Below are 14545 nucleotides of genomic sequence, written 5' to 3' on the forward strand. Positions count from 1 at the left end.
TCACCATGTTTCGTAAAATTTTAATTGCTAACCGTGGGGAAATTGCGGTCAGAATTATTCGTGCAGCCCGCGAGCTGGGAATTGATACAGTCGCTGTTTATTCAACAGCTGATAAGGAAGCGCTCCATACTTTACTGGCTGATGAAGCAGTCTGCATCGGGCCAGCCAAGTCTACAGATTCTTATCTGAATATGAACGCTGTCCTGTCTGCTGCTGTTCTGACAGGTGCGGAAGCCATTCATCCTGGTTTTGGTTTTTTGAGTGAAAACTCCAAATTTGCGACTATGTGCGAAGAAGTTGGCATTAAGTTTATTGGACCTTCAGGTGCTGTCATGGACTTGATGGGGGACAAGATCAATGCTCGGGCTCAGATGATTAAGGCAAAAGTGCCAGTTATCCCGGGTTCTGATGGGGAAGTCCATACCTCTAAAGAAGCCTTGGAAGTCGCCGAAAAGATTGGTTATCCAGTCATGCTTAAAGCTTCTGCTGGCGGCGGCGGCAAGGGTATTCGTAAGGTTGAAAAGCCTGAGGATTTAGTAGCGGCCTTTGAGTCTGCTTCTAGTGAAGCCAAAGCAGCCTTTGGTAATGGTGCCATGTATATGGAGCGAGTTATCTATCCAGCGCGCCATATTGAAGTGCAGATTTTAGCAGATCAGCAGGGGCATGTGGTCCACTTGGGCGAGCGGGATTGCTCTTTGCAGCGGAATAACCAAAAGGTACTGGAAGAAAGTCCATCTGTAGCGATTGGGAAAACCCTGCGCCAGCAGATTGGGGAAGCGGCTGTTCGAGCAGCTGAGTCTGTCGGCTATGAAAATGCCGGAACGATTGAGTTTCTGCTGGATGAAGCCAAGGGTGAATTCTACTTTATGGAGATGAACACTCGGGTTCAGGTAGAGCATCCAGTGACTGAGTTTGTTACTGGTGTGGATATTGTTAAAGAGCAGATTAAGATTGCAGATGGTCAAGAGCTGTCCTTTAGTCAAGAAGATGTTGAAATTCGCGGTCATGCGATTGAATGTCGGATCAATGCTGAAAATCCAGCCTTTAACTTTGCACCGAGCCCAGGCAAGATTTCCAATCTTTATCTGCCAAGTGGCGGAGTGGGACTGCGCGTGGATTCGGCAGTCTATCCTGGCTACACCATTCCTCCTTACTATGACAGTATGATTGCCAAAATCATCGTTCATGGGGAAAATCGCTTTGATGCCCTGATGAAGATGCAACGGGCTCTCTATGAGCTAGAAATCGACGGTGTTGTGACCAATAGCAGTTTCCAACTGGATCTGATTTCAGATCCTAATGTGATTGCTGGTGATTATGATACAGCCTTTCTCATGGAGAAGTTCCTTCCGGCTTATCAAGAGAAAAAATAGATGACAAGGAGTGATTTTGTTTGAAAGAAGCAGAATCACTCTAAAATTTAATGAAGGAGTAAGCAATGCCTTTGTTTTCAAAAAAGGATAAATATATTCGGATCAATCCTAATCGTTCCTCTCGTGCCTTGCCTCAGCCAAAACCAGAAGTTCCAGATGAGCTTTTTTCCAAGTGTCCAGGTTGTAAGCATACCATTTATCAAAAGGATTTGGGGGCAGAGCGTGTCTGTCCAAGCTGTGGCTACACTTTTCGGATTTCAGCTTTTGAGCGCCTGAGTTTAACGGTGGATCAAGGAAGTTTTGAGGAATTGTTCACTGGTATTGAGACGACAGATCCCTTACATTTTCCAAATTATCAAGAAAAACTGGCAAAGATGCGGGAAAAGACTGGTCTAGATGAGGCCGTTTTGACAGGAACCGCTCTGATAAAAGGTCACAAATCTGCCCTTGGGATCATGGATTCCAACTTTATTATGGCTTCTATGGGGACGGTTGTAGGTGAAAAGATTACCCGCCTCTTTGAGTATGCGACAGAGCATAAGCTGCCAGTCGTCCTCTTTACGGCTTCTGGCGGTGCCCGCATGCAGGAAGGTATCATGAGCCTGATGCAAATGGCTAAAACCTCAGCTGCTGTGCAACGTCATTCAAAGGCTGGTCTTTTTTACCTAACCGTTTTGACAGATCCGACGACAGGCGGTGTCACAGCTTCCTTCGCTATGGAAGGGGATATTATCTTGGCAGAAGCGCAGGCTCTGGTAGGCTTTGCTGGTCGTCGAGTTATTGAGTCTACTGTACGAGAAAAGTTGCCAGATGACTTTCAAAAGGCAGAATTTTTGCTGGAGCATGGCTTTGTTGATGCGATAGTCAAGCGTGGTGAATTGCGGGATCGGATTGCTACTCTCTTGAGATTTCATGGAGGTGACCAATGACAAAAATCAGTCAGATTATCAAAGCAGCGCGTGATCAGTCCCGTTTGACGGCTCTGGATTTTGCTCAAGGAATTTTTGATGATTTTGTGGAATTGCACGGAGATCGTGGTTTTCGTGATGATGGTGCTGTCATTGGCGGTATCGGAACCTTAAATGGTCAGCCGGTCACAGTGGTCGGTATTCAAAAAGGTCGCAATTTGCAGGATAATTTACGGCGGAACTTTGGTCAACCTCATCCGGAAGGCTATCGCAAGGCCCTACGTCTCATGAAGCAGGCTGAGAAATTCGGCCGTCCAGTCGTGACCTTTATCAATACGGCTGGTGCCTATCCTGGTGTCGGTGCTGAGGAGCGCGGACAGGGTGAAGCCATTGCCCGTAATCTCATGGAAATGAGTGATTTGAAAGTGCCCATTATTGCCATTATCATCGGCGAGGGTGGCTCTGGCGGGGCACTGGCCTTAGCAGTTGCTGATAAGGTCTGGATGCTGGAAAACTCTATGTATGCCATTCTCAGTCCAGAAGGTTTTGCTTCGATTTTATGGAAAGATGGCAGCCGAGCAATGGAGGCGGCGGAGATGATGAAAATCACCTCGCACGAGCTTTTGCAGATGGGTGTCGTTGATAAGGTCATCCCCGAACGCGGCTTTAATAAAAATGAGCTCTTGGCTGCAGTCAAGCAAGAGATCAGTACTGAACTAGCGGAACTTTCCAAACTTTCTATCGAGCAACTTTTGGAAGATCGCTATCAACGTTTTAGAAAATATTAGTCAGAAGCCTTAGGGCTTCTTTTTCTTGTTTGAGAGAGGTAAGGAGACAGTTAAAGCAGTAATATATTTTGGTTTGACATATAGCAATATATTCTCTTTATAGAGGTCATATAAAATATATATTATACAAGCTGTCAGACCTATGTTAAGATAGTTGCTAATCAAAAGAAATGAGGTTTCATATGTCAGAATTTACTATCCACACGATTGAGTCCGCACCAGCTGAGGTGAAAGAGGTTTTAGAAACGGTTCAAAAAGATAACGGTGGCTACATTCCCAATCTTATCGGTCTTTTGGCCAATGCGCCAACGGCTTTGGAAACTTATCGGACGGTTGGAGCCATCAATCGTCGTAACAGCCTGACACCGACTGAGCGTGAAGTAGTGCAGATTACGGCCGCGGTTACCAACGGCTGCGCTTTCTGTGTAGCGGGCCATACAGCCTTTTCAATCAAGCAGATTCAAATGAATGATGATCTTTTGGAGGCTCTGCGCAATCGTACTCCGATTGATACAGATCCGAAGCTAGATACGCTTGCTAAATTTACCATTGCTGTCATCAATACCAAGGGACGGGTCGGATATGAGGCTTTGGCAGACTTCCTAGAAGCAGGCTATACACATGAGAATGCTCTGGATGTGGTTCTGGGTGTCAGCCTTGCGACCCTCTGCAATTATGCCAATAATCTGGCCAACACACCAATCAATCCGGAATTACAGCCTTATGCCTAGTCTTTGAGGGGGTGAAAGGGCTTTTTAGAACGACCCATTCTTTTTCATTGACTACAAGTCAAGCAAGAAACCAGTGCTGAACTAGCAGAACTTTCTAAAATTTTTCTTGACTAACTCTTGGAAGAATGTCATCAATACTTTAAGGAATGAAAAATTGTAAAATATAGTGCAACAAAAACTTACAGAACTTCAAACAGTGTAAACCATAAATAACTACATCAACAGGTAATAAAGGAGATTCTATGAGCTATTATTATCTTACCTTCGAATAAATTATATGTCTAACCTTTTGGGGTCAATATAATATTCAAAATTTTTCATAAAACATTGACAAAAACCGAATATTATTTTAAAATAATAGAAAATTTAGAATAAACACCGAATGAAGTTTTTCAGAAATAAGCGTTTGTACCTTATGACTGTGAAATGGACGGAACTCTGGAGAGACCATGATTGGCACCGAAGGGGCAAGGCAGGCAACTGCTCAAACTCTCAGGTAAAAGGACAGAGCAAGGGAAGGACAGGAGTCGGTCATTCTCAGGCATCCAGAGTACATGTGTAAACATGTACTTTTCTTTTTCTCGGTGTGGAAAAGGAGCAGAAGATTTATGTTGAAGTTGCTGAATCAAATTGATTCTTTGGTCTGGGGGCCTCCCCTTTTGATTTTATTAGTTGGAACGGGAATTTATCTGACTTTTCGTCTGAGGTTGCTACAGATTTCGCGTCTTTCTCGAGCCTTTCGCTTAATTTTTGTATCCGGCGAGGATCATCATGGAGAAGTGTCAAGCTTTGCGGCTCTTTGTACAGCTTTGGCAGCCACGGTTGGAACGGGTAATATTATCGGTGTAGCGACTGCCATAAAAGTTGGTGGACCAGGAGCCTTATTTTGGATGTGGCTAGCTGCTTTCTTTGGAATGGCAACCAAGTATGCCGAAGGTTTATTAGCGATCAAGTATCGTTCCAAGGATGCCCATGGAGCAGTTGCTGGTGGTCCCATGCACTATATTCTTTTGGGAATGGGCGAAAAATGGCGTCCACTTGCTATCTTCTTTGCTGTAGCTGGTGTCTTGGTGGCTCTTTTAGGGATTGGGACCTTCACACAGGTGAATTCCATTACAGAAGCTATGCAGAATACCATTCAGCTGCCTCCAGCTGTGACTGCCTCTATCTTGGCTATTTTGGTGGCTCTGGTTATTTTTAACGGTATCGAGTCGATTGCTCGAGTGTCGACCAAGGTTGTGCCTTTTATGGCGGCTATTTATATCTTGGGGACTGTGACTGTATTAGCAGTCAATCTAGATCGTCTGCTGCCAACTCTTCAGCTAGTCTTTAGTTCTGCCTTTAGTCAGACAGCTGCTGTTGGTGGCTTTGCTGGTGCAACCATCCAGATGGCGATTCAAAATGGGGTCGCGCGCGGGGTATTCTCCAATGAATCTGGTCTAGGATCAGCACCTATTGCTGCGGCGGCAGCCAAGACCAAGGAGCCTGTTGAGCAAGGCTTGATTTCGATGACGGGAACCTTTATTGATACTCTGATTATTTGTAGTCTGACAGGTTTAACAATTTTAATCACAGGAGTTTGGGATAGCAATCTCAATGGTGTGTCCTTGACTCAGGCAGCCTTTGCGACTGTCTTTGCTAATTTTGGTCCAATCCTTCTATCCGTTTTTCTAGTTCTGTTTGCTTTTACCACGATTTTAGGCTGGAACTATTACGGTGAGCGTTGCTTTGAGTTCCTGTTTGGTGTTAAATATATTCGCTTGTACCGAATTATCTTTGTTGCTATGGTGCTCTTAGGGGGCTTTATTGAGCTAGAAGCAGTTTGGGTCATTGCCGATATTGTCAATGCCTTGATGGCCTTGCCAAATCTGATTGCTCTCTTGGCCTTATCTCCTGTTATTATTGCTGAGACCAAAAAGTATTTTGACAAGAAGGGCTGAGTTTCCATTTGCTGGATTTTTGAAAGAAGATTTTCTTGCTAAAGCTGCTTTATCAGCTTTAGTTTTTTTATGGCTGGGAAATCTCTCGTCTTTTGTTATTGGTCAAAACATGGTATAATGAAGTATTAAGATTCTAGGAGGAAATGACATGCGTTGTCCCAAATGTGGCGGAAGCAAATCAAGTGTGGTTGACAGCCGGCAGGCAGAAGATGGAAATACAATCCGTCGTCGCCGTGAATGCGAGGAATGCCAGCATCGTTTTACAACTTATGAGCGCGTGGAAGAAAGAACCCTAGTCGTTGTCAAAAAAGATGGAACGCGTGAGCAGTTTTCTCGGGATAAGATATTTAACGGAATCATCCGCTCTGCTCAGAAGCGTCCGGTCTCAAGTGACGAGATCGAAGAATTGGTCAATCGGATTGAGCAAAAACTTCGCAGTCAGAGTGAAAATGAAATTGCCAGCGAATATATTGGCTCTCTGGTTATGGATGAGCTGGCCGAGCTGGATGAAATCACCTACGTTCGTTTCGCCAGTGTTTACCGGAGTTTTAAGGATGTTGGCGAGCTGGAAAGCCTTTTGAAGCAGATTACCAAGGGTTCTAAGAAGAAAAAGGAAAAATAATGGCTTATGAAACCAAATGATCATTTTTCTTTCTTGTCTAATAACCAGGTCAGTCAAGATATGAGCGGGCTGACCCGTTATTACCTACCCATTGTGGGCAAGGATGCAGTCGCGCTTTATCTTTATCTGGTTTCTTTTTGGGATAATGGAGCTCAGCAGCGACTTTTCAGCCATATTTTGAATCATCTTGATTTTGGTATGGAAGTGTTGGAGAGAAGCTTGGAACGTCTATCAGCTATTGGATTGCTAGAGCTTTTCCAGACGGAGACGGGATTTTTCATTCGACTCTATCCAACCTTGTCCGCTGAGGACTTCTTTGCTCATCATGTGTACACTAGTCTTTTGGAGAAAAAGATTGGTCAGGCGGCGGTAGATAAGCTACGACCGGAAAATCCAGCTGGGCAAAAAATCGGTGCTTCTTTTAGCCAGATTTATGGCATGGATGACATCAGTCCGACGAGAACTAGTCGCCAAAATGATTTTGATTTGACGCATTTTAAACAGAGAATGGCTCAGGATGGCTTGCGTTTTGCAGATGAAAAAGCGGATCTCTTGGACTTGTTTGCTATTGCGGAGCAGAAGAAATGGACTTGGTATGAGACCTATGTCTTAGCGCGTGAAACAGCTGTGTCGCATGTGATTTCGACGAAAAGGATGCAGCAAAAGATTCAGCAAAAACCAGTTTCGGGAGATTTTTCTCAGCAAGAGCAGTCTATTATCCGTGAGGCTAAAAGCAAGCAGCCCTTGCTCTTTTTGGCAGAAATCAAGAAAACCCGTCAAGCGGCCATTACGCGTAGTGAACGGAAGCTGATTCAGGATTTGGCAGAGATGGGACTGTTGGATGAAGTTATCAATATCATCCTGCTATTGACTTTTAACAAGGTGGATTCAGCCAACCTCAATGAAAAGTATGCCCTCAAGGTGGCCAATGACTTTTCTTATCAAAAGGTGACCTCGGCTGAAGAGGCAGTCCTGAAAATCCGTGAGCGTAATCAGCAGACGAATAGTCGTCCTGCGCAAGTCAGCCCAGCTGCTGCTAAAAGCAATGTGCCGAACTGGAGTCAGCCGGACTACAAGAATGAAACGAGTTTAGAAAAACAAGCGGAACTAGAAGAACAAAAAAGAAGGCTTTTAGCAAAACTGGAAGAAGGAGGCGATTAAATGGAAAAAATAGGACAGGCAATGCCTCATATGAATAAGGTGAAGCAGTTTGATTATCAAAAATTAGTCCAGCAGATTTTAGCAGATCCAGATATCGCTGCCTTTATCAGTCGAGAACAACTGTCTCCAACCGAAATTCAGCGTAGCATTTCTAAGTTCAATCAATACATTACCGAACGAGATCGTTTCCTGCTAGAAGATCAGAACTATATTGCTAAGGGCTATAAGCCAATTTTGGTGAAAAATGAAGGCTATGCGGATGTTGCCTATGAAGAGACGCCTGAGTTGATTGAGCAGGAGAGACAGGAGGCGATTAGAAGCCGTCTCAACCTTATCAATCTGCCAGTCAGTCTAAAAGAGGCTAGTTTGGCCAAAGTGGATTTAGACGATATTGGTCGTTACAAAGCTTTTGAGCTCTTGACCAGTTTTGTTGCGGATTTTCCGCATTATCAAAAGGCTGTTTATCTCTACGGAGATTTCGGCGTGGGTAAGAGCTACATGATGGCTGCGCTGGCACATGATTTGTCAGAAAAACGTGGTGTCTCAACGACTCTGCTTCACTATCCGAGCTTTGTTTTGGATGTTAAGAATGCTATCAGCTCTGGTTTGGTCAAGGACAAGATTGACCAGGTCAAGACAGCTCAAGTGCTGATTTTGGACGATATCGGTGCAGAGCAGTCTAGTCCCTGGATGCGGGATGAGATTTTGCAGGTCATTCTCCAGCACCGCATGCAGGAAAATCTGCCAACTTTCTTTACTTCTAACTTTAGTTTTGCAGATTTGGAGCGTCACTTTGCTAATTCTAAGAATGGCGATGAGACCTGGCAAGCCAAGCGGGTTATGGAGCGGATTAAGTTTCTGGCTCAAGAAGTGCATCTAGAAGGAGAGAACCGTCGATGAATGAAACAATTAACTTGATGAAGGCTCATACGTCTGTTCGGCGCTTTACGGAAGAGCAGATTTCAGCTGAAGAACTACGCGCCATTATCGATGCTGGACGTGCTGCTTCCAGTTGGAAGAATTTCCAGTCCTATTCGATCATTGTGGTGCGCAGCCAGGAGAAAAAAGAGGCTCTTTTTGACTTAGTTCCGCAAAAAGCAATTCTTCAGGCGTCAGCCTTTTTGCTCTTTGTAGGAGACCTCAATCGAGCTGAAAAGGGCGTTCAATTGCACACGGATGGTTTTTACCCTGAAGGAACCGAAAATATTCTCATTAGTTCGGTAGATGCTGCTTTGGCGGGGCAAAATACCCTCTTAGCAGCTGAAAGTCTGGGTTATGGCGGCGTTATTATTGGTTTAGTTCGCTATGAAGCTTCAAAAATTGCCCAGCTCTTTAATCTGCCAGACTATACTTATCCAGTTTTTGGTATGGCTTTAGGAAAACCCAATCAAAACCATGCTGTCAAGCCACGTCTGCCTTATGAAGCGGTGGTCTCTGAGGAAGAATACTGTGAGCAACTCAGCTCAGTCATCGAGACCTATGACCGTGTGCAGGCTGAGTATGCTGGTGAGCGAGCACAGGATACTTGGAGCCAGCGTTTGGCAGCTCAATTTGGTCAGGAGCCAAATCAAGCGATTGATCAACTGTTCAAAGAAAAGAAATTAGAAAACTAAGGCGGAGCTCAGCTCTGTCTCAAAGAATGAAAGAGGAAAAACATGGCTTTACCAACTATTGCCATTGTCGGCCGTCCCAATGTCGGCAAGTCAACGCTATTTAATCGGATTGCTGGTGAGCGGATTTCCATTGTGGAAGACGTAGAAGGGGTTACCCGTGACCGCATCTATGCGACGGCAGATTGGCTAAATCGTAAGTTCAGTATCATTGATACGGGCGGAATTGACGATGTTGATGCACCTTTTATGGAGCAAATCAAGCACCAAGCTGAGATTGCTATGGACGAGGCTGACGTTATCGTTTTTGTCGTGTCTGGCAAGGAAGGCATCACTGATGCGGACGAGTATGTCGCTCGCATGCTCTACAAGACCAACAAGCCGATTATTTTAGCGGTTAATAAAGTGGATAATCCCGAAATGCGCAACGAAATCTATGATTTCTATGCGCTAGGCTTGGGCGATCCATTTCCAGTATCTTCTGTCCATGGGATTGGTACAGGGGATGTTCTAGACGCTATCGTTGAAAATCTTCCACATGAGGAAGTGGTTGAAAATCCTGATATGATTAAGTTTAGCTTGATTGGCCGGCCTAATGTCGGCAAGTCTAGCTTGATCAATGCCATCTTAGGTGAGGATCGGGTCATTGCCAGTCCAGTGGCTGGTACCACGCGCGATGCTATTGATACGGTCTTTACGGACAGTGAAGGTCAGGAATTTACCATGATCGATACGGCTGGTATGCGCAAGTCGGGCAAGGTATATGAAAATACGGAGAAATACTCTGTTATGCGGGCTATGCGGGCGATTGATCGCTCAGATGTCGTTCTGATGGTGCTGAATGCTGAAGAAGGAATTCGTGAGTACGACAAGCGAATCGCTGGCTTTGCCCATGAAGCAGGAAAAGGGATGATCATCGTCGTCAATAAGTGGGATACGCTGGAAAAAGACAACCATACCATGAAAGACTGGGAAGAAGATATCCGCGACCAGTTCCAGTACTTGTCTTATGCGCCGATTATCTTCGTCTCTGCCCTAACCAAGCAGCGTCTCCATAAGCTGCCGGACATGATTAAGCAAATCAGTCAGAGTCAGAATACCCGTATTCCATCAGCGGTGCTCAATGATGTCATCATGGATGCTATCGCCATCAATCCGACACCGACTGACAAGGGCAAGCGTCTCAAGATTTTTTATGCGACTCAGGTTGCGACCAAACCGCCGACCTTTGTCATCTTTGTCAACGAAGAAGAGCTTATGCACTTCTCTTACCTGCGTTTCTTGGAAAATCAAATTCGCAAGGCCTTTGTCTTTGAAGGAACACCGATTCACTTGATTGCAAGGAAGCGGAAGTAGGGCTTGCTTCAGCCTGTTTACAAAGAAAAAAAGGGATATTGCAAAGAATTTATGGGGGGGAAGCTTATCCTTAAATCCATAAACTTGCTAGTTCAAAATGTGGAATAGACTGATGAGGGAAACTGAATTGGAAAAATTGAGTTTCTCTCATTTTTTGATGAGAAACTTTCTCCGTCTCAAGTCGGATTTGAGCTTAAAAAATGGTTTTTAAAAGAGTTTTAGCCTTAATTATGGTAAAATAATGTCTGAATACTATTAGCTATCAAATGAATTGAATGAGGTCTTTGTGATGAAAATCGGAATCGATCAAATCGGTTTTGCGACCAGCAATTATGTTTTAAAATTAGATCATCTAGCTGAGAAGCGGGGCATTGATCCTGACAAGCTCAGCAAGGGATTATTGATGAAGGAGATCAGCATTGCTCCTTTAACTGAGGATATTGTCACTTTGGGTGCGACAGCGGCTGAGCAAATCTTGACTGCAGAGGACAAGAAGGCCATTGATATGGTCATTGTCGCAACAGAGTCTAGCATCGACCAAAGTAAGGCGGCTTCGGTCTTTATTCATGGTCTTTTGGGCATCCAGCCCTTTGCTCGTAGCTTTGAAATTAAAGAGGCCTGCTATGGGGCAACTGCTGCTCTAGACTATGCCAAGCTGCATATCAGACAATATCCAGAAAGCAAGGTCTTGGTCATCGCTAGTGACATTGCCAAATACGGGGCAGAGACGCCAGGCGAGCCGACTCAAGGTGCAGGCGCTGTCGCCATGTTGATCAGTCAAAATCCACGCATCCTTGAATTCAATGAAGATAATGTGGCTCAGACTCGTGATATTATGGACTTCTGGCGGCCAAATTACTCTACGACTCCTTACGTCAATGGTGTTTATTCAACCCAGCAGTACCTGGATTGCCTCAAGACGACTTGGAACGAATACCAAAAGCGTCATGCTTTAGCTTTGGGAGACTTTGCAGCGATTTGTTTCCATCTCCCTTATCCTAAATTGGCGCTTAAGGGGCTGAATAAAATTATGGATAAAAGCTTGTCTCAGGAGGAGCAAAAGGGTCTGCAAGAAAACTTTGACAAGTCTATTCTCTATAGCCAAAAGGTTGGGAATATCTATACAGGCTCCCTCTTTTTAGGGCTTTTGTCCCTCTTGGAAAACTCTGAAAATCTTAAGGCTGGTGACAAGATTGCTCTCTTTAGTTATGGTAGTGGTGCTGTCGCTGAGATTTTCAGTGCAAATCTGGTAGAAGGTTATGAAGAACAGCTGACGATTCATCGTTTAGAGCAATTGAATCAACGGCAGGAACTGACAGTTGCTGCTTATGAAGAGCTTTTCTTTGCAGAAGCCCAGCTAGATGAAAACGGATCAGCTGTTTTTTCTGACTACGATGACCAAGTTTACGCCTTGGTTCAAATCGACCAACACCAGCGCAAGTATATCAAAGTTGAGAAACCATTATGAAAATAAATTGGACTGGATTTTCTAAAAAAACGCCTGCAGAGCGGCTAGAGTTTCTGAAATCCCATGAACTACTCCAGGCTGAGAATTGGCAGAATCTTGCTAATCAAAGCCATCTGCCGCTGGAGACAGCTAGTCAAATGAGTGAAAATGTGCTTTCTATTCTGGCTTTGCCTTATTCGATTGCACCGGACTTTCTCATAGATGAGCAGGTTTATCAGGTACCTTTTGCAACAGAGGAGCCTTCTGTCGTTGCTGCTGCTAGTTTTGCAGCAAAAATCATTAAGCGCAACGGCGGTTTCAAGACCAAGATTCATAATCGGCAAATGATTGGGCAGGTCGCACTTTATGATGTGCCCGATGTAGCTAAAGCCCTGGAGCAGATCCAAAATGAGAAGTCAGCTTTATTAGAATTGGCAAATCAAGCCCATCCTTCCATCGTCAAGCGAGGAGGTGGGGCGCGTGATTTGAGAACGGATTTCCTGGAGGGAGAGACGGACTTTCTAGTTGTCTACCTTGTCGTGGACACTCAGGAAGCCATGGGTGCCAATATCCTTAATACAATGCTAGAAGCCCTAAAAGAACGGTTAGAGGAGTTAACAGGTGGACAGAGCTTGATGGCTATCTTATCTAACTATGCGACTGAAGCGCTTGTAACAGCCTCTTGCGAAATTGATTTCCACTCACTCAGTCGAGACAAGGCAGAAGCTGAACGAACTGCTCAAAGAATCGCTTTAGCCAGTCAATTCGCAAAACAGGATCCTTATCGGGCCAGCACGCATAATAAAGGGATTTTCAACGGCATTGATGCAGTTCTTTTGGCGACAGGTAATGATTGGCGGGCCATTGAAGCAGGGGCCCATGCCTATGCTGCTCGTGATGGCCGTTATCAAGGATTGAGTAACTGGAAGGCCAATTTAGAGGAAAGAAAACTCTATGGCCAGTTGACTTTACCCATGCCGGTTGCGGCTAAGGGAGGCTCCATCGGTCTTAATCCAATGGTTGTCGCTAGTTTTGATTTATTGGGGCAACCGACAGCCAAAGAATTAGCTTCGATTATCGCTTCTGTCGGCTTAGCGCAGAATTTTGCGGCTTTGAGAGCACTGGTGACTACGGGAATTCAAGCTGGCCACATGAAGCTTCAAGCTAAATCCCTAGCTTTATTGGCCGGTGCTCAGGAAGGTGAGATTGCTGCTGTTGTTGCAGAACTTCTCAAAGAGAAGCAATTTAATCAGGCAAAAGCTAAGGAAATTCTAACCAAAATGCGTAAAGAAAAATGAGTCAATATGTATTGACTCATTTTTTATAGTGAAGAGGATGTTTCTTCAGGTAGCTGTAAATCTTTAAGACAACCGTCCCGCTAGCCATGCCGATAGAGATGACTAAGGCTAGGATGACGACCAAGGTAGCATTAACCATAGCATGACTGTAATCACCTATCACAAAGAAGGCGGTTGTCCGATAGGAAATATATCCAGGTACTAGAGGCGCTAGAATAGCCAAAATAAAGACGACAGCCGGCGTTCTATAGATGATGCCGAGGATTTGGCTGGCACAGGAACCAATGATAGCAGCCACGAAAGTTGCAATGATAACATTAGTCGGTCCCTTGAGTAGAAGATAGAGTAGCCAAGTAGCCATTCCTAAAACTCCGCCAGGAATCAGCATACTACGCTGGACATTTAGAACGATTAGAAAAGTGATGATAGCCAGTAGGCTGGCCAGAGCTTGTAGTAAGAAAGTCAAGATTGTCATAGGCTTATTTCATAAGAATGAGGGCGACAGAGGTTCCGGCGCCGAGAGCAAGGGTAATGAGGAGCGATTCAAAGAGTTTGCTCATTCCAGAGTTGATATGGTTGGTCATGATATCTCTAACTGAGTTGGTCAGAGCGATTCCTGGGACGAAGGGCATAACAGCTCCTGCGATGATCAAGTCTGCTGTTGAATCGAAGCCCGAATAGTGAGCCCAAATCTGGGCTAATAATCCGAAGACAAAAGCTCCAGCAAAGGCTGAAACAAAAGGAATTCGAATATATTTATCGACATAAAGAGAGAAAGAGAAGCCAAACAGAGTCGCGATGCCGGCTCCAAGAGCATCGTAGAAATTTCCACCGAACATGATAGAAAAGAAAGGAGCACTGAGTGTAGCTGCTGTGATGAGTTCTCTTTTGCTATAGGGAACCCCTTTTGTTTTAAGTGCCTTTAGCTGTTCAAGAGCTTCTTCCAAATTGATTGCTCCACTGACTAATTGCCGAGAAACCTGATTGACATCGCAGACTTTCTCGATATTGTAGTTCATATGGATATTTCGCTTCATTCGAGAAATATTAGTATTTTCAATTGAAAAGAATATGGCAACGGGCATGGCTAAGGCATTGCAGTCCAGGATGCCTTGTGAATGGGCAATCCGGATCATGGTGTCTTCGACCCGATAAATCTCTGAACCGCTTTGTAATAGCAAGGTCCCAGCTAGCATGATAACATCAACGGCCAGATTAAGATTTTTTTCATCTGTAGACATTTTCTCAGCCATTATATCCCCTTTTTCATTTCACAATAACTCTATTATAACACAAATGCTCAAAGCTATC

Annotated in this window: 14 protein-coding genes and 1 riboswitch; of the genes, 12 read left to right on the top strand and 2 right to left on the bottom strand. The window is 44.6% G+C overall.

Annotation, left to right across the window (positions count from 1 at the left end; genetic code table 11):
- Positions 1-5: 5 nt before the first annotated feature.
- The 12 genes from D8790_RS01440 (at position 6) to D8790_RS01495 (ending at position 13234) form a co-directional block, all read left to right on the top strand.
- A complete protein-coding gene (locus tag D8790_RS01440) occupies positions 6-1373 on the top strand; it encodes an acetyl-CoA carboxylase biotin carboxylase subunit (protein WP_125387319.1) in 1368 nt (455 codons plus the stop codon).
- 65 nt (positions 1374-1438) lie between these two features.
- Entirely contained in the window at positions 1439-2302 is an 864-nt protein-coding gene (gene accD / locus D8790_RS01445) for an acetyl-CoA carboxylase, carboxyltransferase subunit beta (protein WP_125387320.1), read from the top strand.
- A complete protein-coding gene (locus D8790_RS01450) occupies positions 2299-3069 on the top strand; it encodes an acetyl-CoA carboxylase carboxyl transferase subunit alpha (protein WP_125387321.1) in 771 nt (256 codons plus the stop codon). Before accD ends, D8790_RS01450 begins: the two co-directional genes overlap by 4 nt.
- Positions 3070-3251: 182 nt before the next feature.
- A complete protein-coding gene (locus D8790_RS01455) occupies positions 3252-3800 on the top strand; it encodes a carboxymuconolactone decarboxylase family protein (protein WP_185761884.1) in 549 nt (182 codons plus the stop codon).
- Positions 3801-4228: 428 nt separating this feature from the next.
- Positions 4229-4318: riboswitch (glycine riboswitch) on the top strand.
- A 90-nt stretch (positions 4319-4408) separates the two neighbouring features.
- The gene (locus tag D8790_RS01460) at positions 4409-5740 is read left to right on the top strand and encodes an alanine/glycine:cation symporter family protein (RefSeq protein ID WP_125387323.1); all 1332 of its coding nucleotides are present in this window, start codon (positions 4409-4411) and stop codon (positions 5738-5740) included.
- 148 nt (positions 5741-5888) lie between these two features.
- Positions 5889-6362, top strand: a complete 474-nt coding sequence (nrdR, locus tag D8790_RS01465; protein WP_005591110.1) for a transcriptional regulator NrdR — start codon at positions 5889-5891, stop codon at positions 6360-6362.
- Between the two features lie 6 nt (positions 6363-6368).
- The gene (locus D8790_RS01470) at positions 6369-7523 is read left to right on the top strand and encodes a replication initiation and membrane attachment family protein (protein ID WP_125387324.1); all 1155 of its coding nucleotides are present in this window, start codon (positions 6369-6371) and stop codon (positions 7521-7523) included.
- Positions 7524-8423: a primosomal protein DnaI gene (gene dnaI, locus D8790_RS01475; protein WP_125387325.1), complete on the top strand. Its 900-nt coding sequence runs from the start codon at positions 7524-7526 to the stop codon at positions 8421-8423.
- Entirely contained in the window at positions 8420-9136 is a 717-nt protein-coding gene (locus tag D8790_RS01480) for a nitroreductase family protein (protein ID WP_125387326.1), read from the top strand. Before dnaI ends, D8790_RS01480 begins: the two co-directional genes overlap by 4 nt.
- Before the next feature lie 42 nt (positions 9137-9178).
- Positions 9179-10489 (top strand): ribosome biogenesis GTPase Der, encoded by a 1311-nt coding sequence (gene der, locus D8790_RS01485; RefSeq protein WP_125387327.1) that lies wholly within the window; start codon positions 9179-9181, stop codon positions 10487-10489.
- Positions 10490-10778: 289 nt separating this feature from the next.
- The gene (locus D8790_RS01490) at positions 10779-11957 is read left to right on the top strand and encodes a hydroxymethylglutaryl-CoA synthase (protein WP_125387562.1); all 1179 of its coding nucleotides are present in this window, start codon (positions 10779-10781) and stop codon (positions 11955-11957) included.
- Positions 11954-13234: a hydroxymethylglutaryl-CoA reductase, degradative gene (locus tag D8790_RS01495; protein ID WP_125387328.1), complete on the top strand. Its 1281-nt coding sequence runs from the start codon at positions 11954-11956 to the stop codon at positions 13232-13234. The genes D8790_RS01490 and D8790_RS01495 overlap by 4 nt, the downstream gene beginning before the upstream one ends.
- A 16-nt stretch (positions 13235-13250) precedes the next feature.
- Here D8790_RS01495 and D8790_RS01500 read toward each other — a convergent pair whose 3' ends face one another.
- Together D8790_RS01500 and D8790_RS01505 are read right to left on the bottom strand one after the other, a co-directional pair.
- A complete protein-coding gene (locus D8790_RS01500; protein WP_125387329.1) occupies positions 13251-13709 on the bottom strand; it encodes a threonine/serine exporter family protein in 459 nt (152 codons plus the stop codon).
- A gap of 4 nt (positions 13710-13713) precedes the next feature.
- Positions 13714-14487 carry a threonine/serine exporter family protein gene (locus D8790_RS01505; RefSeq protein ID WP_125387330.1) on the bottom strand — a complete coding sequence of 258 codons (774 nt, stop codon included), beginning with the start codon at positions 14485-14487 and terminating at the stop codon, positions 13714-13716.
- Positions 14488-14545: the final 58 nt, after the last annotated feature.

It is taken from the genome of Streptococcus cristatus (genome assembly GCF_003943535.1).
In the GTDB taxonomy this organism is placed as follows: domain Bacteria; phylum Bacillota; class Bacilli; order Lactobacillales; family Streptococcaceae; genus Streptococcus; species Streptococcus cristatus_L.